The 21,070-nt window shown below is 66.5% G+C and carries 21 protein-coding genes, 4 tRNA genes and 1 pseudogene; 13 read left to right on the top strand and 13 right to left on the bottom strand.

The features are described 5' to 3' along the window. Positions 1–4: 4 nt before the first annotated feature. Together EZJ19_RS14000 and EZJ19_RS13995 are read right to left on the bottom strand one after the other, a co-directional pair. The gene (locus tag EZJ19_RS14000) at positions 5–469 is read right to left on the bottom strand and encodes a DUF3124 domain-containing protein (protein ID WP_131448631.1); all 465 of its coding nucleotides are present in this window, start codon (positions 467–469) and stop codon (positions 5–7) included. A gap of 109 nt (positions 470–578) precedes the next feature. Then, positions 579–1,274, bottom strand: a complete 696-nt coding sequence (locus EZJ19_RS13995; RefSeq protein WP_131448629.1) for a Bax inhibitor-1/YccA family protein — start codon at positions 1,272–1,274, stop codon at positions 579–581. Between the two features lie 124 nt (positions 1,275–1,398). Between EZJ19_RS13995 and EZJ19_RS13990 the strand changes: the two genes are divergently transcribed. The 6 genes from EZJ19_RS13990 (at position 1,399) to EZJ19_RS13965 (ending at position 5,070) form a co-directional block, all read left to right on the top strand. Continuing rightward, a complete protein-coding gene (locus tag EZJ19_RS13990; RefSeq protein WP_131448627.1) occupies positions 1,399–2,643 on the top strand; it encodes an aspartate kinase in 1,245 nt (414 codons plus the stop codon). 121 nt (positions 2,644–2,764) lie between these two features. Next, positions 2,765–2,857 (top strand) — tRNA-Ser (locus EZJ19_RS13985). Positions 2,858–2,927: 70 nt separating this feature from the next. Continuing rightward, positions 2,928–3,004: transfer RNA gene (locus tag EZJ19_RS13980), tRNA-Arg, on the top strand. Positions 3,005–3,044: 40 nt separating this feature from the next. Further along, positions 3,045–3,121, top strand: a tRNA-Asp gene (locus EZJ19_RS13975). Positions 3,122–3,211: 90 nt separating this feature from the next. After that, positions 3,212–3,760: a DUF3617 domain-containing protein gene (locus tag EZJ19_RS13970; RefSeq protein WP_131448625.1), complete on the top strand. Its 549-nt coding sequence runs from the start codon at positions 3,212–3,214 to the stop codon at positions 3,758–3,760. A gap of 80 nt (positions 3,761–3,840) precedes the next feature. After that, positions 3,841–5,070 (top strand): HD-GYP domain-containing protein, encoded by a 1,230-nt coding sequence (locus tag EZJ19_RS13965; protein WP_131448623.1) that lies wholly within the window; start codon positions 3,841–3,843, stop codon positions 5,068–5,070. Between the two features lie 18 nt (positions 5,071–5,088). Here the strand turns inward: EZJ19_RS13965 and EZJ19_RS13960 are convergent, their stop codons facing one another. Next, positions 5,089–5,874 carry a glycosyltransferase family 25 protein gene (locus tag EZJ19_RS13960; RefSeq protein ID WP_131448621.1) on the bottom strand — a complete coding sequence of 262 codons (786 nt, stop codon included), beginning with the start codon at positions 5,872–5,874 and terminating at the stop codon, positions 5,089–5,091. A 210-nt stretch (positions 5,875–6,084) separates the two neighbouring features. Between EZJ19_RS13960 and EZJ19_RS13955 the strand changes: the two genes are divergently transcribed. The 3 genes from EZJ19_RS13955 to EZJ19_RS13945 are packed head-to-tail and all read left to right on the top strand — an operon-like array spanning position 6,085 to position 8,500. Further along, positions 6,085–6,549: an SseB family protein gene (locus tag EZJ19_RS13955; RefSeq protein ID WP_240754784.1), complete on the top strand. Its 465-nt coding sequence runs from the start codon at positions 6,085–6,087 to the stop codon at positions 6,547–6,549. Continuing rightward, the gene (locus tag EZJ19_RS13950) at positions 6,546–7,118 is read left to right on the top strand and encodes a hypothetical protein (RefSeq protein ID WP_131448619.1); all 573 of its coding nucleotides are present in this window, start codon (positions 6,546–6,548) and stop codon (positions 7,116–7,118) included. The genes EZJ19_RS13955 and EZJ19_RS13950 overlap by 4 nt, the downstream gene beginning before the upstream one ends. Continuing rightward, positions 7,118–8,500: an FAD-binding oxidoreductase gene (locus tag EZJ19_RS13945; protein ID WP_131448617.1), complete on the top strand. Its 1,383-nt coding sequence runs from the start codon at positions 7,118–7,120 to the stop codon at positions 8,498–8,500. The genes EZJ19_RS13950 and EZJ19_RS13945 overlap by 1 nt, the downstream gene beginning before the upstream one ends. A gap of 66 nt (positions 8,501–8,566) precedes the next feature. Here EZJ19_RS13945 and EZJ19_RS13940 read toward each other — a convergent pair whose 3' ends face one another. The 3 genes from EZJ19_RS13940 to EZJ19_RS13930 all read right to left on the bottom strand — a co-directional run bounded on the left by EZJ19_RS13940 (position 8,567) and on the right by EZJ19_RS13930 (position 10,897). After that, complete coding sequence (locus EZJ19_RS13940) at positions 8,567–8,905, bottom strand: P-II family nitrogen regulator (protein ID WP_131448615.1); 339 nt, start codon at positions 8,903–8,905, stop codon at positions 8,567–8,569. A gap of 16 nt (positions 8,906–8,921) precedes the next feature. Then, positions 8,922–10,526, bottom strand: a complete 1,605-nt coding sequence (locus tag EZJ19_RS13935) for an NAD+ synthase (protein ID WP_131448613.1) — start codon at positions 10,524–10,526, stop codon at positions 8,922–8,924. Between the two features lie 107 nt (positions 10,527–10,633). After that, the gene (locus tag EZJ19_RS13930) at positions 10,634–10,897 is read right to left on the bottom strand and encodes a hypothetical protein (RefSeq protein WP_131448611.1); all 264 of its coding nucleotides are present in this window, start codon (positions 10,895–10,897) and stop codon (positions 10,634–10,636) included. 179 nt (positions 10,898–11,076) lie between these two features. Here EZJ19_RS13930 and EZJ19_RS13925 point away from each other — a divergent pair, with 179 nt between their 5' ends. Continuing rightward, positions 11,077–11,496, top strand: coding sequence for a DUF4870 family protein (locus EZJ19_RS13925; protein ID WP_131448609.1), 420 nt, complete (start codon positions 11,077–11,079; stop codon positions 11,494–11,496). Here EZJ19_RS13925 and EZJ19_RS13920 read toward each other — a convergent pair. Together EZJ19_RS13920 and EZJ19_RS13915 are read right to left on the bottom strand one after the other, a co-directional pair. Then, complete coding sequence (locus EZJ19_RS13920; RefSeq protein WP_131448607.1) at positions 11,485–13,383, bottom strand: ATP-binding cassette domain-containing protein; 1,899 nt, start codon at positions 13,381–13,383, stop codon at positions 11,485–11,487. The two genes, EZJ19_RS13925 and EZJ19_RS13920, sit on opposite strands and share 12 nt — an antisense overlap. A gap of 50 nt (positions 13,384–13,433) precedes the next feature. Further along, entirely contained in the window at positions 13,434–13,832 is a 399-nt protein-coding gene (locus EZJ19_RS13915) for a TraR/DksA family transcriptional regulator (protein ID WP_165873586.1), read from the bottom strand. A gap of 127 nt (positions 13,833–13,959) precedes the next feature. Here EZJ19_RS13915 and EZJ19_RS13910 point away from each other — a divergent pair, with 127 nt between their 5' ends. The 3 genes from EZJ19_RS13910 (at position 13,960) to EZJ19_RS13900 (ending at position 16,104) form a co-directional block, all read left to right on the top strand. After that, entirely contained in the window at positions 13,960–15,744 is a 1,785-nt protein-coding gene (locus EZJ19_RS13910; protein WP_165873585.1) for a PAS domain-containing hybrid sensor histidine kinase/response regulator, read from the top strand. Between the two features lie 13 nt (positions 15,745–15,757). Further along, a tRNA-Arg gene (locus tag EZJ19_RS13905) sits at positions 15,758–15,833 on the top strand. A 70-nt stretch (positions 15,834–15,903) separates the two neighbouring features. After that, positions 15,904–16,104, top strand: coding sequence for a hypothetical protein (locus tag EZJ19_RS13900; RefSeq protein ID WP_131448601.1), 201 nt, complete (start codon positions 15,904–15,906; stop codon positions 16,102–16,104). A gap of 4 nt (positions 16,105–16,108) precedes the next feature. Here EZJ19_RS13900 and trpD read toward each other — a convergent pair whose 3' ends face one another. The 5 genes and pseudogenes from trpD to trpE all read right to left on the bottom strand — a co-directional run bounded on the left by trpD (position 16,109) and on the right by trpE (position 21,064). Next, positions 16,109–17,134: an anthranilate phosphoribosyltransferase gene (gene trpD, locus EZJ19_RS13895; protein WP_131448599.1), complete on the bottom strand. Its 1,026-nt coding sequence runs from the start codon at positions 17,132–17,134 to the stop codon at positions 16,109–16,111. Continuing rightward, entirely contained in the window at positions 17,131–17,703 is a 573-nt protein-coding gene (locus EZJ19_RS13890) for an anthranilate synthase component II (RefSeq protein ID WP_131448597.1), read from the bottom strand. The genes trpD and EZJ19_RS13890 overlap by 4 nt, the downstream gene beginning before the upstream one ends. Next, positions 17,694–18,575, bottom strand: a complete 882-nt coding sequence (locus EZJ19_RS13885) for a glycosyltransferase family 2 protein (RefSeq protein WP_131448595.1) — start codon at positions 18,573–18,575, stop codon at positions 17,694–17,696. Before EZJ19_RS13885 ends, EZJ19_RS13890 begins: the two co-directional genes overlap by 10 nt. A 3-nt stretch (positions 18,576–18,578) precedes the next feature. Continuing rightward, the gene (locus EZJ19_RS13880; protein ID WP_131448593.1) at positions 18,579–19,511 is read right to left on the bottom strand and encodes a hypothetical protein; all 933 of its coding nucleotides are present in this window, start codon (positions 19,509–19,511) and stop codon (positions 18,579–18,581) included. A gap of 78 nt (positions 19,512–19,589) precedes the next feature. Then, positions 19,590–21,064, bottom strand: a pseudogene (gene trpE, locus EZJ19_RS13875) (anthranilate synthase component I). Between the last annotated feature and the right edge of the window lie 6 nt (positions 21,065–21,070).

Below are 21,070 nucleotides of genomic sequence, written 5' to 3'. Positions count from 1 at the left end.
GCCGCTACCTGACCGGACGCGCGGAGGTGACGAAGGACAGGGTGCGGTTGCCGGTGACGTCGGCGTGTACCGCCTCGACGATGGGCACGTTGACCGGCTTGTCGGCCTGCCAGGCGATGAGGAAGTTGGCGCCCGAGCCGCCGGCCAGGTCGTTGCGTTCCAGGAACAGTTCCAGGGTAGCCAGCGGAGCCAGCGTGCGCGGCGCGTTCAGGTACTCGCGCAGCAGCTTGCCGTTGGTGTCGTAGTAACGCGCCGAGGTCAGCCGGATCGGCTGCCGGGGATCGGTGTTGCGCAGGCTGACCAGGATGGAGAGCGGGTACAGGCCCGGCTTGTCGGCCGCCACCCTGTTGCCGTAGGGCAGATGCGAATAGATGGGCAGGTAGAGGGTCTGGCCGGTCGAGAAGGCCGCCTCTTCGGCCCGGGCCAGGCCGACCGACAGCAGCAGGACGAGCAGGACCAGCGTTCTCATGGCGACCCCGATTCCCATAGTGGTGGCATAGGAAACATAGCACGCCCGGCCCTGGCAGCGGACATGAAAAAAGCGGCCGCAGCCGCTTTCCTCGGGGTGCCCGGAACGTTCAGTCGCGTTCGCCCATCAGGGCCATCAGCAACTGCAGCAGGTTGACGAACAGGTTGTAGATGTCCAGGTAGATCGCCAGGGTGGCCATGACGTAATTGGTCTCGCCGCCGTTCACCACCCGGCTGACATCGAACAGGATGAAACCGGAGAAGAGCAGGACGGCCACCGCCGACAGGGTCAGGGCCAGGGCCGGGATATGGAAGAACAGGTTCGCGACCGAGGCCAGGATGAGGAGCACGATGCCGACCAGCAGGAACTTGCCCATGAAGCTGAAGTCGCGCTTGCTGGTCGAGGCGATGCCGGCCAGGACCATGAAGATGGCGGCGGTGCCGCCGGCCGCCAGGCCGACGATCTGGGCACCGTTCGACAGGTGCAGGGCGACCTGCAGGATGGGCCCCAGCATCAGGCCCATGAAACCGGTCAGGACCAGGAGCAGGACGACGCCGAGACCGCTGTTGCGGGTGGCGGAAATGGCGAAGAACAGGCCCATCATGACGGCGAACATGCCGACCGTGTACAGGATCGGGTGGCCGGCCATGAAGGCGAAGTTCATGCTCATGCCGACCAGGGCGCCGACCACCGTCGGCACCAGGGAGATGCCGAGGAGCATGTAGGTGTTGCGCAGGACCTTGTTGCGGCTGGTGCCGAGGCTGACGGAACCGTCGTAACCGGTCATGTCGTATTGGGGTTGCATGGCTACGTTTCCCTATGGGTTGCAAACACCGCTAAGACTAAGGGCATGGCCATGAAGTTTCAACCGCCAACAATCATGCGACTGCGGTAACATGTTCAGCTTTTCAAGCGATTATTGGGAAATCATGGCACTGATCGTGCAGAAATACGGCGGCACCTCGGTCGGTTCGATCGAGCGTATCCGCAACGTGGCGGAGCGGGTGGCGAAATTCAAGATGCTCGGCCACCAGGTGGTGGTCGTGGTCTCGGCCATGTCCGGCGAGACGAACCGGCTCATCGCCCTGGCCAAGGAAATCAACAAGGACCCGGACCCGCGTGAACTGGATGTCCTGATCTCCACCGGCGAACAGGTCACCATCGCCCTGCTGGCCATGGCGCTCAAGGACCTCGGCCTGAAGGCGAAGAGCTTCACCGGCTGGCAGATCCCCCTGCGTACCGACAATGCCTTCACCAAGGCACGCATCGAGGAGATCGACGACCGGGCCATGCGCGCCGCGCTCGACAACGGCCAGGTGGTCGTGGTCGCCGGCTTCCAGGGCGTCGATGCCGACAACAACATCACGACCCTGGGCCGCGGCGGCTCGGACACCACCGGCGTCGCCCTGGCTGCCGCCCTGACCGCCGACGAGTGCCAGATCTACACCGACGTCGACGGCGTCTACACCACCGACCCGCGCGTGGTACCCGAGGCGCGCAAGCTCGACACCATCACCTTCGAGGAGATGCTGGAACTGGCCAGCCTGGGCTCCAAGGTGCTGCAAATCCGCTCGGTCGAGTTCGCCGGCAAGTACAAGGTCAAACTGCGGGTGCTGTCCAGCTTCGAGGATGAAGGCGAAGGCACCCTGATCACATTCGAGGAAGATTCCATGGAACAAGCCATCATCTCCGGCATCGCCTTCAACCGCGACGAGGCCAAGCTCACCATCCTGGGCGTACCCGACAAGCCGGGCGTCGCCGGCCACATCCTGGCCCCGATCGCCGACGCCAACATCGACGTCGACATGATCGTGCAGAACGTCGGCGTCGACGGCACCACCGACTTCTCCTTCACGGTGAACCGGGGCGAGATGAAGAAGGCCATGGAGGTTCTCAACATGGTCAAGACCGCCATCGGTGCCCGCGAGGTGGTCGGCGACGACCGCATCGCCAAGGTGTCCATCGTCGGCGTCGGCATGCGCACCCACGCCGGCGTGGCCAGCAAGATGTTCAAGGCCCTGGCGGCCGAGAACATCAACATCCAGATGATCTCCACCTCGGAGATCAAGATTTCCGTGGTGGTCGAGGACAAGTACATGGAACTGGCCGTGCGTACCCTGCACCAGGTATTCGGCCTGGAGAACGGTCCGGACGCGAAGGCCGCCGTCGCCTGACGGGGAGCGATCCGCCCGGGCGGATCCGCCGCGCGCGTCGACCGACGCGCCGGCATTGATTTTTCGGGCCTGCGCGGGTATCCTGCCGGCCTCTCGCAACCCGGTTCGCCGGGACGGGAACGGAGACGTGGCCGAGTGGTCGAAGGCACTCCCCTGCTAAGGGAGCATCTGGGCAAAACCTGGATCGGAAGTTCGAATCTTCTCGTCTCCGCCAGATTACACGGCGATGAAAATTTGTCGTTGCGAAAAAGCCGGAGTTCTATATAATCCGCGCTCTTTCCGAAGCGCTCGTAGCTCAGTTGGATAGAGTACCTGGCTACGAACCAGGGGGTCGTGGGTTCGAATCCTGCCGAGCGCGCCAAGTTGTACGAGGCTGAGCCATCAGCGTCGGAGCAGTACTAGGAGTGGTAGTTCAGTTGGTTAGAATACCGGCCTGTCACGCCGGGGGTCGCGGGTTCGAGTCCCGTCCACTCCGCCAACCTCCCCTGATCCCGAGTTCCCGCCGTGCAGACAGTGCCGGCCATTCGTGGGAAACTTACGACCGCATTAAACAATCGGGAGCCAGCTCATGACCGCATCCAAGCGCATCCTGTCCATCCTCGGGCTCGCCGTGGCAGCCGCCGCCGGCAGCGTGCAAGCGGCCGACATGCCGCAGCGCAAGTCCGGCCTGTGGGAAATCAAGACCAGCGCCGATGGCACCCCGGGCATGACCGTCCAGATGTGCGTGGACCAGCGGCAGGACGACGTCAGCGCCCAGCGCGACAGCAACCAGGGTATCCGCAAGCAGTGCTCGAAGATCGATACCAAGCGCTCCGGCAATACCGTCGTGATCGACTCGGTGTGCAAGTTCGACCAGACCACCGCCACCGGACACACGGTCATCACGGGCAATCTGAGCAGCCAGTACCGCATGGAATCGACGACCCAGTTCTCCCCGCCGGTGCACGGCATGGCCAGCAACCACGCGGTCATGGAGGGCCGTTGGCTGGGCCCCTGCAAGCCCGGCCAGAAACATGGCTCGATGACCGTGACCGGCATGCCGGGCGGCGGCAAGTTCGACATCGATCCCGAGATGATGAAACAGATGCAGAAGATGCAGCAGCAATACGGGCGCTGACAGCGCCTAGCGTGGCGTCGGCGTCAGACAAGAATTAACATTCCGGAACCCGTATCCCGTTCCACACAGGTGCCGACGGCATGACCGCCACCGCTGACCACGACAAGATCAAGAAGATCCCGGTCGAACACCTGCGCCCGGGCATGTACGTCCATGACGTCAACTGCGGCTGGATGGACCATCCCTTCGTCGCCAGCCATTTCCTGATCAAGGACTTGGCCACGGTCCGCAAGATTCGCGAACTGGGCATCCACGACATCTACATCGACGTCAGCCGGGGCCGCGACATCGACCAGCAGGCGCCCACCGAGGACGAGGTGCGGCGCGAGATCGAATCCCAGCTGATCGCCATCGCCGAGGAGCCGGCGGCGCCGACGCGCACGCCGCTCGCCGAGGAACGCCGGCGTGCCGAGCGCCTGCACAGCGAGGCCAACGAAATCGTCCACGGCATGATCCAGGACATCCGCCTCGGCAAGCAGATCGAGATGGAGAAGGTCGAGCCGCTGGTCGAAAGCATGGTCGATTCGATCTTCCGCAATCCGGATGCCCTGCTGCCGCTCGGCATGCTGAAGGAGCACGACAACTACACCTTCCAGCACTCGGTCTCGGTGTGCACGCTGATGATCGCCTTCGCACGCGGCCTCGAGTTGGACCGGCCGACCATCCGCGAGATCGCCATCGGTGCCCTGCTCCACGACGTCGGCAAGGCCAAGGTGCCGGAAAGCATCCTGAACAAGCCGGCCAAGCTGACCGAAGCCGAATTTGCCAAGATGAAATCGCACGTCGTGCAGAGCAAGATCATCCTGCAGCACACGCCGGGCATTTCCCAGATCGCCCTCGACGTCGCCGCCCTGCACCACGAACGCTACGACGGCACCGGCTATCCGAACCGCCTCAAGGGCGAGGAGATTTCGCTATACGGCCGCATGGGCGCGATCGTCGACGTCTACGACGCCATTTCTTCCGACCGCGTCTACCACAAGGGCATGCCGCCCACCGAGGCACTGGGCAAGCTGCTGGAGTGGAGCAAGTTCCACTTCGACCCGGAGTTGGTACGCCACTTCGTCCGCGTGGTCGGCATCTATCCGACCGGCTCCCTGGTGCGTCTCGACAGCGGCCGCCTGGGCATCGTCATGGAGCAGCATCCGGACCGCCTCATGCAGCCCGTGGTCCTGGTGGTCTTCAACGCCAAAGGCAACCTGTACGTGAAACCCGAGATCGTCGACCTCGCCCAACCGGCCAGCCGCGACAGGGTGGTCGGTCACGAGGCGTTCGAGGCCTGGAACATCGATCCACGGAAGTGGATTTGAGCCGGGGCCTGGCCGCCCCTAGTCGAAGCCGATCTCGCGCCGCTTGTTCTTGACCGCCGAGGCGATCCGCCCGGGCAGGGCCCGGGCCTGGCGGTAGATCCGCTCGACCTCCCTCACCACTCTCGCCAGGCCACGCCGTTTCAGACTCTTGCGCCGCCGCCGCGCCTCGATTCGAGACGCCTCGATGTCACTCGACGATGGTGTCGCGGTGACCAGTTGTTCCTGGGCGGCGATCGCCGGGCTCAGCTGATAGACCTTGTTGGCGAGCAGCCAGGGACTTTTGGTCGCGAACTGAAGGATGTCAACGGCATGACGGAGGGTGCGCCCTTCCCGGAGCAGCTTGGCGGCACCGCGGGCGGATACGAGGTAGCAGGCCGCACTGAAAGTGGTCGAGCGGATACGGTATACCGCCCGGTGCCGAATCCGCCGCCCCAGCCTGGACAGGACGATCTCGCCCGGCCAGTTGTCCAGTTTGACCAGATCGAAGTCCAGGTCCGCCCAGCACCCGGACGCCATGAAATCGGCGAATTCGCGGCTGAATACGACGTCGTCCTCGAGGACGCAAGCGAGCGGGTGGCGTTTCTCGACGACATCCCGCCAGACCGCCTCATGGCTGAGATAACAGCCGATCTCGTTACGCGTCAGCTTCGCCGACACCTCCCGTCCGGCCAAGGCATCCGCCGCCAGCCGGTTGCCGTCGAACGCCGGCACGCGCGTGTATACGAGGCCGCGTAGCCGTTCCTGCATCGCCGCCAAACGGTCGGGACGCTGGTCCAGATTGATCAGGTAAATGGGAATCCGCATATCCGGCTTGTTCTCCCGGCTCCGCGCCAGGAGCAGACCTCGCTCTATCACTTTGTCCCGGGCCGCCGTCCGACGCGCCCCGCTCCCGCGGGACACCCTGGACCAGGGCAAGGTTGCTTATCCAAGCTGTGGGGGCGAATCATATCACCGCGCGCGGCCTGATTGCCGGGCCACGGCGGACCTCGGGGGTTTTTCCGGCGGCGGCGACTGGTGGTATCCTTCGACGCTTTCCACAAACCGGACCTCTCCATGGACACGGTCAGCTTCGACCCGCGCAACGACATCGAACGCCTGCTGGCGGAAATGCTGCAAGGCGCCGTCGAACCGGAGGAGTTCGCCCGCCGGATCATGGACATGCAGGTGTTCATGCCGGTCAAGGACGAAAAGAACGCCATCGCCGGTTTCCAGCGCTCCACCCAGGCGGACCCCCTGGTGCTGGAGGATGACGACGGCAACCGTGCCCTGATCGTCTTCAGCGGACCCGATCGCGCCAAGGATTTCCTGGCCGCCTACCCCGGTTATGGCGGCGGCCTGCTCACCGAGCTGTCCTGGATCGTCCGCCGCATGAGCGCCGACATCGCCATCGCCCTCAACCCGGGCATGGAAGCCGGCTTCGATTTCGACCCCGGCATGGTGGCCATGCTCGCCGCCCTGCTGCCGCAAGAACAGGAATGAGCGAAATACACGTATTCACCCGGCCGGACCTCCCGTCCGACAGCCGCCGCATCGGCGAACCCTATTCGCCCGACTACAACCGTTACGACGAGGGCGTGCGCTACCTGTACAAGAACGGCGCCCACGACCTCACCCTGTTCTGGTCGGGGCCGAGTCCGGCCGAACTCGCCGGCCTGCGCGACCGGCCGGTCACGGTCGGCCTGTACGACCATGGCCCCGCCGCCTTCCTGCTCTACAAGGTCGACGACGTCTGCGAGTGGTCCGACGCGGCCTTCAACGTGCATCTGGTGCCGGAAGGCGAACGCGAACTGCCGGCCGAGCCGACCGGCGAACGCAGCCGCCTGATCATCACCCTGGTCGACGCCGACGACGGCATCATCAAGGGCCGCCGCCTGGTCTCCCTGGACAAGGTGATGACCCAATCCCTGCGCCACGTCATGGCGACGCAGGCCGAGGCGCCCTTCGTCCGGCCCCTGTACGACATCGCGGTGCAGGAGACCTACGCCCGCTTCCCGGATACCGACGCCATGGCGGAGGCGGCCGAAATCATCGAGGCGGCCCTGGGCTGATGCTTTCCGAGCCATTGCAGAACGAGTTCGTCGCCCTGCTGGGCGCGGACCGGGTCCACACCGACCCCGCCACCCTGGCCCTGTACGCCAGCGACGAAACCCCGAAATCCTGTACGCCCGAGGCGGTGCTGTTCCCGGCCAGCCACGACCACGTCGCCGGCATCGTCGCCATCGCCGGGCGCGCCCGCCTGCCCATCACGCCGCGCGGCGCCGGTTCCGGCAACGTCGGCGGCGCCCTGCCGACGCCGGGCAGCCTGGTCGTCAGCTTCGAATGCATGAACCGCGTCCTCGAATTCGACCCCGACAACCGCCTCATGGTGGTGCAGCCGGGCGTGGTGACCGACGACATCGACGAACTGGCCGCCAGTGCCGGCCTGATGTACGCGCCGGACCCGGGTTCCGGCGCCTACAGCCGGATCGGCGGCAACCTGGCCATGAATGCGGCCGGGCCGCGCGCGGTCAAGTACGGCACCACGCGCGACCACGTCCTCGGCCTGCGCGCCGTGCTCGGCGACGGGCGCGAGATCCGCACCGGCAGCCGGACCACCAAGTACGCCACCGGCTACGACCTGACCCGCCTGCTGGTCGGTTCCGAGGGCACGTTGGCATTGATCACCGAGGCCACCCTGCGGCTCCTGCCGGCGCCGCGCCGCATCGCCAGCCTGCGCGTCTGCTATTCCGGCACCCGGGCCGCCTGCGAGGCGGTGATCCGCGCCATGCGCCAACCCGTGGTGCCCTACGCCCTGGAATTCATGGACGGCCGTTCCATCGACGCGGTGCGCGAATACGGCGCCGCCGAGGGCCTGCCGGCCGGTACCCAGGCCATCCTGATGGTCGAGGTGGAGGGCGACGACGAGGACATCCCGCGCCACCTGGCGGCCCTGGAGGCGGCCCTGCGCGGCGACGGCCTGCTCGAGGTGCAGAGCGGCTTCTCCAAGGCCGAGATCGCCCACCTGTGGACGGCCCGCAAGTCGCTCTCGCACGCCGTCAAGAAGATCGCCCCGCTCAAGATCAACGAGGATGTCGTGGTGCCGGTCGGCAAGCTCGCCGACCTGGTCGCCGCCATCGACGACCTGGGCCGCCGCCACCGCGTGCCGGTGGTCGCCTTCGGCCATGCCGGCAACGGCAACCTGCACGTCAACATCATGGTCCATCCGGACGACATCGACGAGATGACGCGCGCCCGGGCCTGCCGGCTGGAGTTGGTGCGCACGGTCCTCGGCCTGTCCGGCAGCCTGTCCGGCGAACACGGCATCGGCAGCGAGAAGCGGCCGTTCGTGGGCCTGGAGTTCGAGCCGGCCACCCTGGCCCTGATGCGTCAGGTCAAGGCGCTGTTCGATCCCCACGGCATATTGAACCCGGGCAAGAAACTGCCCGATTGAAAAGGCGCGCCAAGTCGGCGCGCCCAATTTCCCGTCCCCACCGGCGCGACGCCGGCCGTATGACGTTCAGATCGCCGCTTCGTTGGTCTCGCCGGTACGGATGCGGACGACCTGCTGGACCTCGGAGACGAAGATCTTGCCGTCGCCGATCTTGCCCGTGCGGGCCGCCTTGACGATGGCGTCGATGGCGGAATCGACGAGGCCATCCGCCACCACCATCTCCACCTTCACCTTGGGCAGGAAGTCGACCACGTATTCGGCCCCCCGGTACAGTTCCGTGTGGCCCTTCTGGCGGCCGAAGCCCTTGACCTCGGTGACCGTGAGGCCGGTGACGTTGATCTCCGACAGGGCCTCGCGTACTTCGTCGAGCTTGAACGGCTTGATGATGGCTTCGATTTTCTTCATCTGTCTCTCCTGACAATCAGAATGGTGCCTGATATTTGTTGGTAATGGGGTACCGGCGGTCGCGCCCGAACCCCCTTTGCGTGATGCGCACGCCTGGTGCGGACTGGCGGCGCTTGTATTCCGAACGGTCGATCAGACGCACGACCCGGCGCACGTCGGCCTCGGCATAACCCTCGGCAACGATCTCGCGTGGCGCCATATCCAGTTCCATATAGCGCTCCATGATCGCGTCCAGGACCTCGTAGGGCGGCAGGCTGTCCTGGTCGGTCTGGTCCGGCCGCAGTTCGGCGGACGGCGGACGCGTGATGATGCGTTCGGGGATCACGGCCGAGATGGTATTGCGATAACGTGCCAACCGCCACACCAGTGTCTTGGCGACGTCCTTGAGGGCGGCGTAGCCGCCCGCCATGTCGCCGTACAGGGTGGCATAGCCGGCCGCCATCTCGCTCTTGTTGCCGGTGGTCAGGACCATGCGGCCGGACTTGTTGGACAACGCCATGAGCAGCACGCCGCGCACGCGTGCCTGGATGTTCTCCTCGGTCAGGTCCTCGGCGAGGCCGGCGAACTCGCCGGCCAGGGCAGCCCGGAAGCCGTCGAACAGGGGCCGGATCGGCAGCACGCTGTGTTCGATGCCGAGCCGGTCGGCCAGGGCGCGGGCGTCGGTCAGGCTCATGTCGGCGGTGTACTGGGACGGCATCATGACCGCCTTGACCCGCCCGGGCCCGAGTGCGTCCACCGCGATGCACAAGGTGAGCGCCGAGTCGATGCCGCCCGAGGAGCCGACGATGACGCCCGGGAAGGCGTTCTTCTCGACGTAGTCGCGCACCCCCAGGACCAGGGCGCGATAAACCCCCTCCTCAAGGTCGGGCAACCGGTGCAGCGGCCCGCTGGGCACGCCGTCCGCGAAGTCGACGAGACAGAGCGCCTCCTCGAACAGGGGAAACTGGGCGCTCAGCTCGCCCATCGCCGAGACGGCGAAGGAACCGCCGTCGAACACCAGTTCGTCCTGGCCGCCGACCAGATTGACGTAGACGACGGCGACGCCGGCGGCCAAAGCCTGCTCCCGGACCACCGCGTGGCGTACCGGCTGCTTGTTCTTGTGGTAGGGCGAGGCATTCAGTACCAGCAGGGTTTCCGCGCCGGCCGCCCGGGCCTGCTCGGCCGGGCCGTTCTGCCAGATGTCCTCGCAGATGACCACGCCGAAACGATGCCCGGCCAGTTCGAAGACCAGCGCCGCGTCGCCCGGCACGAAGGTGCGCATCTCGTCGAACACCGAATGGTTGGGCAGCCATTGCTTGCGGTACAGCGCCTCGATCCGGCCGCCGCGCAGCAGGGCCGCGGCGTTGTAGCGGGCTTCACCTTCCTGGAGCGGGAAACCGACCACCGCCGGCAGGCCGGCGGGCAGGTCCGCGGCCAGTCGCTCCAGCCGGCAGGCATTCTCCCGATAGAAATCATCGCGCAGCGCCAGGTCCTCGGGCGGGTAGCCGCAAAGGGCCAATTCCGGCGTCACCAGCAGACTCGCCCCACCCCGTTCAGCCTCGGCCGCCAAGGCCAGTATCCGGCCCGCGTTGCCGTCCAGATCGCCGACCGTGGCGTTGAATTGTGCCAATGCGATTTTCATGTCCGCATCATGCCCGCAGGGCCTGCGGCCAGCAAGCCGTCGGCGGCCGGCGGAAAAAAAAAGCCGGGGACGAACCCCGGCCAATCGTTGCCCTTATCTAGGTGTTCTCAACTCGCGGGCTTGTCTGAACACAGGGCATAGCAATTCGGACAATCGAACGCCGTCACGTGACCTTGCGAATTCTTGTAGGTCTTGCAGGTCGCGATACGTTGTTCGATGTACGGAAAGCCACTCGGATGGTGACGCACGCAATCGCAGGTCTTGCGCAACGTCTCCACCACTTCGCCGTTTTTCGCGGCATCGGCGGCCAGCGTGGCGGTCGCCAAGCCGGCCATCGCACACAACAACAACCCCGTCATGATCGTCCGCATGGTTTCTCCTCCTTACGGTCATATGGTTGTCGGGAACCCGGCAGTTGAGATTGGCACGGCAAAACCACTGTTTACAAGTGGTTATTTGTGACATTAATCAATTCCATTAACCAACTCAATACATGGACCGACTCCGGGAAAGCGGCGAGAATGAACGGGCCTGCAATCGACCCACCGCCATGAACCAGACCGATCCCGTTCCGGCCACGACCGCCAGCGGCGACAGCAGCCTCGCCCTCGCCCACGTCATCTACGGCCTGCATGCCTTGAGCGCGCTGGCCGGGCTGACCAGCGCCGCGTTCGTGATCACGGCTTTCCTGTCCGGCTGGCCGTCGATCATCGCGGTCATACTCAATTACCTGAAGCGCGGCGACGTCCGCGGCACTTGGCTGGACAGCCACTTCGGCTGGCAGATCCGTACCTTCTGGTTCGCCCTGCTCTGGCTGCTGGTGGCGTGGTCGTTGGCCTTCACCCTGATCGGCATCCCGGCCGCCCTCCTGCTCATGCTCGGCGTCGGGCTCTGGATCGTCTACCGCATCGCCCGCGGCTGGCTGGCCCTGCTCGACCGCAAGCCCATGCCGACGGCGTCAGCCGGTTGACTGGCGCGCCTCCAGCGCCTCCCAGCGGGCCAGCAGGTCGAGCAGTTCCAGCTCGATCGCGTCCAGGCGCTCCTTGAGCCCCGCCACCTTCCCGGCCGCGCTCTTGTACAGCTCCGGGTCGGCCAGACGCCCGTTGAGCGCCGCCTGCTCGGCCTCGAGCGCCTCGATGCGGGCCGGTATGGCTTCCAGCTCCTTCATCTCCTTGTAGGACAGACCGGCCTTGGCGGCCGGCTTGCGCGGGGCCGCCGCCTCCTTCACCTTGGCCGGCTTCGTGGCCAGCGCCTCGACGGCGGCCTGACGCGCCCGCCAGTCCAGCCAGTCGGCATAGCCGCCGGCGATCTCGACCAGCCGGCCGTCGCCGGCGAAGACGAGCGACTGGGTCACCACGTTGTCGAGGAAGGCACGGTCGTGGGAGACCAGGATCACGGTACCGGGGTAATCGAGCAGCAACTGCTCGAGCAGCTCCAGGGTGTCGATGTCGAGGTCGTTGGTGGGTTCGTCGAGGACCAGCAGATTGGCCGGGCGGGCGAACAGCCGGGCCAGAAGCAGGCGGTTGCGTTCGCCGCCCGAGAGCGCCGAGACCTTGGCGCGGGCCCGCTCGGGCGGAAACAGGAACTCCTCCAGATAGCCGATGACGTGGGTCCGGCGGCCGCCGATCTCGACGTAGTCGGAGCCCGGCGAGATGGTGTCGATCAGCGTCGCCTCGTCGTCGAGCCGGTTGCGGAACTGGTCGAAGTAGGCGACGCTGAGGTTGGTCCCGTGTTTGATGCGCCCCTGATCGGGCGCCAGCTCGCCCAGGATCAGGCGGATCAGCGTGGTCTTGCCGCAGCCGTTGGGGCCGATCAGGCCCAGCTTGTCGCCGCGCATCACCCGCGTCGACAAGTCCTGGACCAGGGCGCGGCCGCCATAGCCGTGGGTGACGTGCTCGAGTTCCGCCACCAGCTTGCCGGAGCGCTCGCCGGCGTCGAGCGCGAAGCCGACCTGGCCGAGGCGCTCGCGCCGCGCGGCGCGCTCCCGGCGCAGGGCCTCGAGGCGGCGGACGCGACCCTCGTTGCGGGTACGCCGGGCCTCGATGCCCTTGCGGATCCAGACTTCCTCCTGCTTCCAGAACTTGTCGAACTTGCGGTTGTGGGCCGCCTCCACCTCCAGTTGTTCGGCCTTCTTGGCCTGATAGGCGGAAAAGTTGCCGTCGTATTCGCGCAACTGGCCGCGATCCAGTTCGACGATGCGGTTGGCGACGTTGTCCAGGAAACGCCGGTCGTGAGTGATGAACAGCAGGGCGCCGGCGAAGTCGCGCAGCAGGCCCTCAAGCCATTCGATGGCGGTGAAGTCGAGGTGGTTGGTCGGCTCGTCGAGCAGCAGCAGTTCCGGCTCGGCGACCAGGGCACGGGCCAGGGCGACGCGTTTCTTCTGGCCGCCGGACAAGTTCGCCACGGGCTGGTCGGCATCCAGGCCGAGCCGGCTCAGGGTCTCCTCGACCCGCGCCGACAGGCGCCAGGCGTCACGCGCCTCCAGCTCGTGGCTGAGGCGGTCGAGTTCGCCCAGGTCACCGTTTCCCAGGGCGACCCGGTGCGCCGCATCGTGGTAGGCGAGCAGCAGTTCGCGCGCCGCGCCGACCCCCTCGGCCACCGCCTCGTAGATGCTGTGGCCTTCGGCGAAGGCCGGCTCCTGGGGCACGTAGCCCAGACGCAGGCCGGGTTGCCACCAGACGTCGCCGGCGTCCGCCTTCTCGCGCCCGGCGACGATGCGCAGCAGGCTCGACTTGCCGGTGCCGTTGCGCCCGATCAACCCCACCCGCTCGCCCTTGTCGACCACCAGTGAGGCCTCGTCGAGCAGCGGCCAATGGCCGAAGGCAAGTTCCAGTTTGTCCAGGATGAGCAGCGGCATACGTAAAAAGGGCGGCCATCTGCCGCCCGGTCAGGGATGGTGCGGGGATTTTACAGGGAACCGTGGGCCTGTCCGCCGTGGCTGCGTTCATATGCAGACTGGCATTCGATGCAGCGCTCGGCGGCTGGATTGGCGACCAGGCGGGCCACCGGAATGGCCTTGCCGCACTCGACGCAGACACCGAATTCGCTGCCGTCGAGCCGCTGCTCGGCCGCCTTCAGGGCCTGCCACTGGCGGATATCCAGGTCGAGCCGGGCCGCCGACAGGTCACCCAGGGAGACGGCCAACGCCTCGTCGCTGCTGTCGCCGGTGCCGCGCCCGAGGATGGCGTTGAACTGGTTCTGTTCGCTCTCCGACAAGCCGTCACGGATGTGCGCGGTAAGGTCGGCCAACCGGCTTGCCAAGGCATCGCGCACGGTCTGCATGTCCTGTTTCGAATAATGACGCATGACTCGCTTTCCTTGTTGCCATATGGACATTATGGTTCGCCCGGCAGTAGGGACAAGACGAATTTACCAGGGCTGGCACGCACCTTTACTCATTACCATCGCGGTACTTCAGCCGCCCTTCCGAACCATGCATTTCAGCCTACCCGCGCCCGCCATGCTGGCCTCGCTCGTCGTAGCGGAAATCGCCATGCTGGTCGCGGTGGGCGGCAGCGCGGCGCCGCATGGCGTGGTGCATGCCGGCCTGGTCCTGGCCGCCCTCCTCGTCCCCCTGGTCGGCATCGGCGTCATCGGCCTGGCGGAACAGGCGCGCCTGCAGCGCGCCGCTCTCGACCTCTCCGAGCGCCGTGCCGATCTCGCCCTGGCCGGGGCCCGCCTGGCGTTCTTCGACGTCAACGTCACAACCGGCAAGGGCGTCGTCAACGCGCGCTGGCACGAACTGCTCGGCACTACGCGCGACGAGGTCGGCGACAACGTCCACGAGACCTGGGTGCGCAGCCTGCACCCCGACGACGTCCAACGCGTGCTGGAAGTCGGGCGGCGCTACAAGAACGGGGAACTCGCCGAATACGAGGTCGAGTACCGCGGCGTCACCCGGCATGCGGAGACGCGCTGGTTCGCCTCCAAGGGCATGCTCGTCGACGCCGGCCCGAACCGGCCGCTGCGCATGGTCGGCGTGTTCCAGGACATCACCACCCGCAAGCGTGCCGAAGTGGCCATGCGGCAGGCGAAGGACGCCGCGGAGGGTGCCAGCCGGGCGAAGTCGGAGTTCCTGGCCAACATCTCGCACGAGATACGGACGCCGATGAACGGCATCATCGGTCTCGCCGAGCTGCTCCTGCGCGCCGATCTCCCGGCCGGGCACCGCCAGCAGGTACGCATGATCCGCGATTCCGCCACGACGCTGCTCGACGTCATCAACGACATCCTGGATTTCGCCCGTATCGAGGCCGACCGCCTGGAGCTGAAGCCGGCGCCCACCGGCCTGCGCGCCGCGCTGGCGCGCTGCATGCTGCCCTTGCAGGCAAACGCCGTGGTGAAGGGCCTGGCGTTCGACATCGCCGTCGCACCGGAGGTACCCGAACAGGTGTTCTGCGACGCCCTCAGGCTGGGCCAGATACTGAGCAACCTGGTCGGCAACGCGATCAAGTTCACCGATGCCGGCAGCGTCATCCTCTCGGTCAAGCTGAAGGACGAGCGGGCCGGCTCGGCAAGACTCGCCTTCGCGGTGCAGGACACCGGCATCGGCATCCCGCAGGACCGCCAGGCCAGCATCTTCGAGGCCTTCAACCAGGTCGACGCCTCGGCCAGCCGGCGGGCGGGCGGCAGCGGCCTCGGCCTGTCCATCGCCTCCCGCCTGGTTGCCCAGATGGGCGGCGAGATCAAGGTCGAATCCACACCCGGGCGGGGCAGCCTGTTCAGCTTCGAGATCGACCTCCCCCGGGCCGAGACGGTCCTGGCCGCCCCCGCCGACCAGCCGGCGACGACAGCGGCCGTACGGCCCGTCGGGATGGCGCGGCTGGCCGTCCTGGTCGCCGAGGACAACCCGGTCAACCAATGGGTCATACGTCATCTGCTCGAGGATCTCGGCCACCACCCGACGGTCGCGGAAAACGGCCGCGCCGCCCTGGCGGCATGGCGCGACGGCCGCTTCGACGTCATCCTGATGGACATCCAGATGCCTGAACTGGACGGCTACCAGGCCACTGTCGAAATCCGTGGCGCGGAACGCGACCGCGGGCAAGGCCATATCCCGATCATCGCCCTCACGGCGCACGCCAGCCGGGACGACGAGGCGAAATGCCTGGCGGCCGGGATGGATGGTTACCTGGCGAAACCGGTCGAGGCCGGCCGCCTCACCGAGATGTTGGACAAACTGGCCGTCCCGGCTGCAGGGTCAGCCCAGGCCGGGTAGAATCACGCCCGCCGCCCTCGTAGCTCAGTGGATAGAGCATCCCCCTCCTAAGGGGAGGGTCGCAGGTTCGATTCCTGCCGTGGGCGCCAGCTCAATTCTTTCCCGGATGTGCCGTTATCGTGGCTGAGCGCACAAGCCAGCGCGCGGCCGGAGGTTGCCATGACCTGCTTCGAAACGGTAATCCGCCACATCAGCCAGGGCACGACCTATTCCTGGGATTTGACCGTACTGCTCGGACTCGGTCTCGCCCTCTCCCTCCCCTTGCGCCAGAGGCTGCTGCAAGGTGGCACCAGTCAGGAAGACGCCGCCTACGTAACCTCGATGTACACCGGCAAGCTGCTGCGCCGGCTCGGTCGCTGAACCGTCAGGCGAAGCGCACCAGTTCCTCCAGTTTTGCGCGCGCACGGCCGCTGGCGAGCGCTTCGCGGGCGCGTGCCACACCGTCCTGCAAGTCGCCGGCGACGCCAGCCGCATAGATCGCCGCGCCGGCGTTGAGCAACACGATGTCGCGCGCCGGACCGGGCACGTTGTCGAGGACGCGCAGGACCACGTCCCGCGATTCCTCGACATTGGCGACGCGCAACACATCGATGTCGTGCACCGGCAAGCCGAACTGCTCCGGGTGTACGGTGTACTCGGTGACCGCATCGTCGCGCAATTCGCCGATCAGCGTTTCGCCGGCAATCGATATCTCGTCCAGACCTTCGCGGCCGTGCACCACCACGGCATGGCGGGCGCCCAGGCGCTGCAGCACCCGCGCCTGGATGCCGACCAGATCGGGATGGAACACCCCCATCACCTGATTCGGCGCCCCCGCGGGGTTGGTGAGCGGGCCGAGGATGTTGAACAGGGTACGCACGCCCAGTTCCTTGCGCACCGGGGCGGCATGCTTCATGGCACCGTGGAAATTGGGCGCGAACATGAAGCCGAGCCCCACCTCGGCGATGCATTGGGCGACCTGCTCGGGCACCAGGCCGATGTTCACGCCCAACGCTTCGAGGACGTCCGCGCTGCCCGACTTGGACGACACCGAGCGGCCACCGTGCTTGGCGACCCGGGCACCGGCGGCGGCGGCCACGAAGGCGGCGGCCGTGGAGATGTTGAAGGTGTGGGCGGTGTCGCCGCCGGTACCGCAGGTGTCGACCAGATGGGCGGTGTCGGCGACCTCCACCTTGGTGGAGAACTCGCGCATCACGGTTGCCGCGGCGGCGATTTCACCGATGGTCTCCTTCTTCACGCGCAAGCCGGTGATCAGGGCCGCGATCAGCACCGGGCTCATCTCCCCGGACATGATCGCCCGCATCAGCCCGAGCATTTCGTCGTAGAAGATCTCGCGGTGCTCGATGACCCGTGCCAGGGCCTGCTGGGGTGTGATGGCGTCGTCGGTCATGCCCGCGCCCCCTCGAGGAAGTTCTTCAACAGGGCATGGCCGTGTTCGGTCAGTATCGATTCCGGATGGAACTGCACGCCTTCCACCGCCAGGGTCTTGTGGCGCACGCCCATGATCTCGCCATCCTCAGTCCAGGCGGTGATCTCGAGGCAATCGGGCAGCGTCTCGCGCTCGATGACCAGGGAGTGGTAGCGCGTCGCGGTGAACGGGTTGGCCAAGCCGCGGAAGACGCCGACATCCTTGTGATGGATCGGCGAGGTCTTGCCGTGCATGAGTTCCTTGGCGTGCACGATGCGCCCGCCGTAGGCCTGGCCGATGCTCTGGTGGCCCAGGCAGACGCCGAGCAGCGGCACCTTGCCGGCCATGGCCTGGATCAGAGGCACGGAGATGCCCGCCTCCGTCGGGGTGCAGGGCCCCGGCGAGATGACGATGTGGTCCGGGCACAGCGCCGCGACGCCGGCGAGGTCGATCTCGTCGTTGCGGATCACCCTGACGTCCTCGCCGAGTTCACCGAAGTACTGCACGAGGTTATAGGTAAAGCTGTCGTAGTTATCGATCATCAGCAGCATGTCGCGGCTTCCTGTCTAGTGTTGGCGGACGCCCGCGCGCCCCGTTCGGCCCCGTCTGCGACGCGGAAGTCCTCACCGGTATGGCGGTCCAGGCCGAACTCGCACCAGGTGGCACCGGCCTTCGCCTTGTCGAGGTGGAACCGGTTCGGATTGCTCTCCTCCGGTGCCCGCCGACTGGGATGATAGAGATGCATGGCAATCCCGGCATATTTGAGCAGGCGGACGCGGCAGCCGCTGTTGCGCAGGCGGATCACCAGTTCCTTGTCCTCCATGCCCCAGCCCTCCATGGCCTCGTTGAAACCGTTCACCCGGAGCAGGTCTTCCTTCCAGAACGCCATGTTGGAGCCGGTGACGTTCTGCAGGGATCGCGTGGCCTGGCGCCGGTAGTGGCTCAGCAGATGGCTATGGAGGAGATGGCGTCTACCCCTGATATCAGCCGCGAAGAAGCCGGGCCAGAGCAGCTGATGTTCAAGTAGGCGCCTGGTCAACCCCTTACCGGCCTTCGCGCGCACGTCTTGAACGTAGGCTCCCCTGGCTGCGGCCCGCTTGTGGTCCCCGACGAAGCACGGATGCAGCACCATGTCGCCATCCAGGAAGACCAGGTAATCGCCGGTAGCCGCCAGCACCGCGAGGTTGCGGGCGCGCGCCAGGCGGAAGCCCGTGTCCGCCTGCCAGACGTGTACCAGCGGCACCGGAAACCGCGCCCGCCAACGCGCGATCAGGGCCGCGGTATCCGGCCCCGAACCGTCATCGGTGACGATCACCTCGCGCGGCAGGACGGTCTGGCGGGCGACGCTCGCCAGCACGAGGTCGAGCGCCGCCGGCCAGTTGTAGGTGCTGATGCACAGTGAGAGGCGGAGGCCAGCCGGCACGGATCAGTGTTTCGCCTTGTTCGTGTAATGCCGGCCACTGGTGTAACGGCGGCCGGTCTTGCCCGCGGCGACCGGCTTCACTTCCGCCTCCAGGGCGCCCGCTGCGGACTTGGCCACGACCGGTTTGGCCGACACGGCCTTGGCGGCGCCCGGCTGGGCCGCGTTCAGGGTCTGCAGGCGGGCCTCCAGATCCTTCAGCATGGCTTCCGCCTGCTTGATCAGGTCCATCGCCTTGGTCGCCGACTGCTCGGCGTGGCTGGCCGCTTCCTGGGCACGGGCACCGACCTCGGTGACGGTGTTGGCGGACTGCGCGAACACCGCCATGCCTTGGGCGGCGCGCTCGGCGACGGCCTGGACCTTGGCACTCATGGCCTCGGCACGGGCCGCGGCCTGGTTGGCCACTTGGGCCGCCTGCTCGGCCTTGTTGCCGGCCGCCACGACCTCGTTCGCGGATTGCGCAAAGGTGGCCATGCCCTGGGCCGCCTTCTGGGTGAAGGCGCTGGCCCGGTCGACCACCTCGCCGGCCGCCTTGGCGGCATTGTCGGCCTTGGTCGCGCTCTCGTTCGCCTTGACCGCGGCGGCACCGGCGCTCTGGCCGGACTGGATCACGTTGCGGATCGCTTCCAGTACCTTCGGATCGACGTTGGCGGGGATCGGATAGGGCACGTAGCCATACTGCTGCGGCATCATCTGCGGCATGTAGGCCGGTGCGTACTGCTGCGGCACCATCTGGGGCGCGTAGCCGGGCATGTACTGGGGCGCCGGCTGGTAGGTCAGCTGCGGAAAGGGAAACGGGAAGAACGGGTATTGCGGCATCGCAGGCTGGGCATAGACCGCCTGCGGCGCGGTCGGTTGCGCCTGGCCATCGGCGGCGTAGGCGGCGGGAATGAACAGGGCCAGGCCGAACGGAACCAGGGTGCGGGTGAGATACCTCATGATGTCTCCAAGTCCAGGAAAATAATCGAATAAGTGTAGCGCCAACCGATGACGACCGTCACCAGACGACGGGTCGGATCAGACCGTCTCGCCGCTGAATCCGGCTTGGGCCAATTCCGCGGCACGCAACACCGCGCGCGCCTTGTTCTGCGTCTCCTGCCACTCGTTCTCGGGCACGGAATCGGCAACCAGACCTCCCCCCGACTGCACGTACAGCGTCTTGTCCTTGATCACGGCGGTACGGATGGCGATGGCCAGGTCCATGTCGCCGTTGAAGCCCAGGTAACCGACCGCGCCGGCGTAGATGCCGCGCTTGCTCGGCTCGATCTCGTCGATGATCTCCATCGCCCGCACCTTCGGCGCCCCCGACACGGTCCCGGCCGGGAAGGTGGCGCGCAGCACGTCCATGGCCGTCTGGCCCGGGCGCAGCCGGCCCTCGACGTTGGAGACGATGTGCATGACGTGCGAGTAACGCTCGATGACCATCTTTTCGGTCACCTTGACCGTACCGGTCTGCGCCACCCGGCCGACGTCGTTGCGGCCGAGATCGACCAGCATCAGGTGTTCGGCCAGTTCCTTGGGGTCGGCCAGCAACTCGCGTTCGAGGGCAAGGTCGTCCTCGCGGGTGCGGCCGCGCGGACGCGTGCCGGCGATGGGCCGCACGGTGACCATGTCGCCCTCCAGGCGGGTCAATATCTCCGGCGAGGCGCCGACCACCTGGAAGTTGCCCATGTCGTAATAGAACATGTAGGGCGACGGGTTGAGCCCGCGCAGGGCCCGGTACAGGGTGAGCGGATGGGCGTTGAACGGCCGGCTCATGCGTTGCGAGGGCACGACCTGCATGATGTCGCCATCGCGGATGTAGCGCTTGGCCTTCTCGACCGCCTGCTTGTACGCCTCCTTGCCGAACTCCGACTGCGCCTCGACGACCTCGCCCGGCTCGTCCTTGGGGGCGTCACCGCGCGCGACAGATGCTTCGCCAATTCGGCCAGACGCAGTTGGGCCTTGGCGTAGGCATCGTCCTGCAACGGGTCGGCGAAGACGATCAGGGTCAGGCGGCCCGACAGGTTGTCGACCACCGCCAGTTCGTCGGTGAGCATGAGCAGGATGTCGGGCGTACCGAGCACGTCCGGCTTGACCACGGCGGCCAGGCGCTTCTCGATGTAGCGCACCGTGTCATAGCCGAAGTAGCCGCACAGGCCGCCCGGGAAGCGCGGCAGGCCGGGCAACGGCGCCGCCTCGTAACGGCCCAGGAAGGACTCGACGAAGGCGAGCGGATCAGCCTGGTCGCTCTGCTCGACCGGCAGCCCGTCGGTCTCGACGCTGACGAAGTGGCCGCGCACGCGCACGACGGTGCGGGCGGGCAGGCCGATGAAGGAATAGCGGCCGAAACGCTCGCCCCCCACCACCGATTCGAGCAGGTAGGTGTAGGGCTGGTTGGCCAGCTTGAGATAGATGGACAGGGGCGTGTCCAGGTCGGCCGGGAATTGCCGGTAGACGGGGATACGGTTATAGCCCTGGCGGGCGAAATCGATGAATTCCTGTTCGGTCATGGTCGC

This window comes from Parasulfuritortus cantonensis (genome assembly GCF_004337445.1).
GTDB classification, from domain to species: domain Bacteria; phylum Pseudomonadota; class Gammaproteobacteria; order Burkholderiales; family Thiobacillaceae; genus Parasulfuritortus; species Parasulfuritortus cantonensis.
The sequence above is the reverse complement of the archived record's forward strand: the minus strand, read 5'-3'. Positions and strand labels throughout refer to the sequence as shown.

Bases quoted from the DNA above. Each gene is read 5' to 3' on its own strand.
- EZJ19_RS13890 (WP_131448597.1), bottom strand. From the start codon at position 17,703: ATGCTGCTGATGATCGATAACTACGACAGCTTTACCTATAACCTCGTG.
- EZJ19_RS13920 (WP_131448607.1), bottom strand. From the start codon at position 13,383: ATGCCGCTGCTCATCCTGGACAAACTGGAACTTGCCTTCGGCCATTGG.
- EZJ19_RS13915 (WP_165873586.1), bottom strand. From the start codon at position 13,832: ATGCGTCATTATTCGAAACAGGACATGCAGACCGTGCGCGATGCCTTG.
- EZJ19_RS13995 (WP_131448629.1), bottom strand. From the start codon at position 1,274: ATGCAACCCCAATACGACATGACCGGTTACGACGGTTCCGTCAGCCTC.
- EZJ19_RS13880 (WP_131448593.1), bottom strand. From the start codon at position 19,511: ATGAGGTATCTCACCCGCACCCTGGTTCCGTTCGGCCTGGCCCTGTTC.
- EZJ19_RS13960 (WP_131448621.1), bottom strand. From the start codon at position 5,874: ATGCGGATTCCCATTTACCTGATCAATCTGGACCAGCGTCCCGACCGT.
- EZJ19_RS13965 (WP_131448623.1), top strand. From the start codon at position 3,841: ATGACCGCCACCGCTGACCACGACAAGATCAAGAAGATCCCGGTCGAA.
- EZJ19_RS13990 (WP_131448627.1), top strand. From the start codon at position 1,399: ATGGCACTGATCGTGCAGAAATACGGCGGCACCTCGGTCGGTTCGATC.
- EZJ19_RS13925 (WP_131448609.1), top strand. From the start codon at position 11,077: ATGAACCAGACCGATCCCGTTCCGGCCACGACCGCCAGCGGCGACAGC.
- trpD (WP_131448599.1), bottom strand. From the start codon at position 17,134: ATGACCGACGACGCCATCACACCCCAGCAGGCCCTGGCACGGGTCATC.
- EZJ19_RS13945 (WP_131448617.1), top strand. From the start codon at position 7,118: ATGCTTTCCGAGCCATTGCAGAACGAGTTCGTCGCCCTGCTGGGCGCG.
- EZJ19_RS13935 (WP_131448613.1), bottom strand. From the start codon at position 10,526: ATGAAAATCGCATTGGCACAATTCAACGCCACGGTCGGCGATCTGGAC.
- EZJ19_RS13930 (WP_131448611.1), bottom strand. From the start codon at position 10,897: ATGCGGACGATCATGACGGGGTTGTTGTTGTGTGCGATGGCCGGCTTG.
- EZJ19_RS13940 (WP_131448615.1), bottom strand. From the start codon at position 8,905: ATGAAGAAAATCGAAGCCATCATCAAGCCGTTCAAGCTCGACGAAGTA.
- EZJ19_RS13950 (WP_131448619.1), top strand. From the start codon at position 6,546: ATGAGCGAAATACACGTATTCACCCGGCCGGACCTCCCGTCCGACAGC.
- EZJ19_RS14000 (WP_131448631.1), bottom strand. From the start codon at position 469: ATGAGAACGCTGGTCCTGCTCGTCCTGCTGCTGTCGGTCGGCCTGGCC.
- EZJ19_RS13970 (WP_131448625.1), top strand. From the start codon at position 3,212: ATGACCGCATCCAAGCGCATCCTGTCCATCCTCGGGCTCGCCGTGGCA.
- EZJ19_RS13910 (WP_165873585.1), top strand. From the start codon at position 13,960: ATGCATTTCAGCCTACCCGCGCCCGCCATGCTGGCCTCGCTCGTCGTA.
- EZJ19_RS13900 (WP_131448601.1), top strand. From the start codon at position 15,904: ATGACCTGCTTCGAAACGGTAATCCGCCACATCAGCCAGGGCACGACC.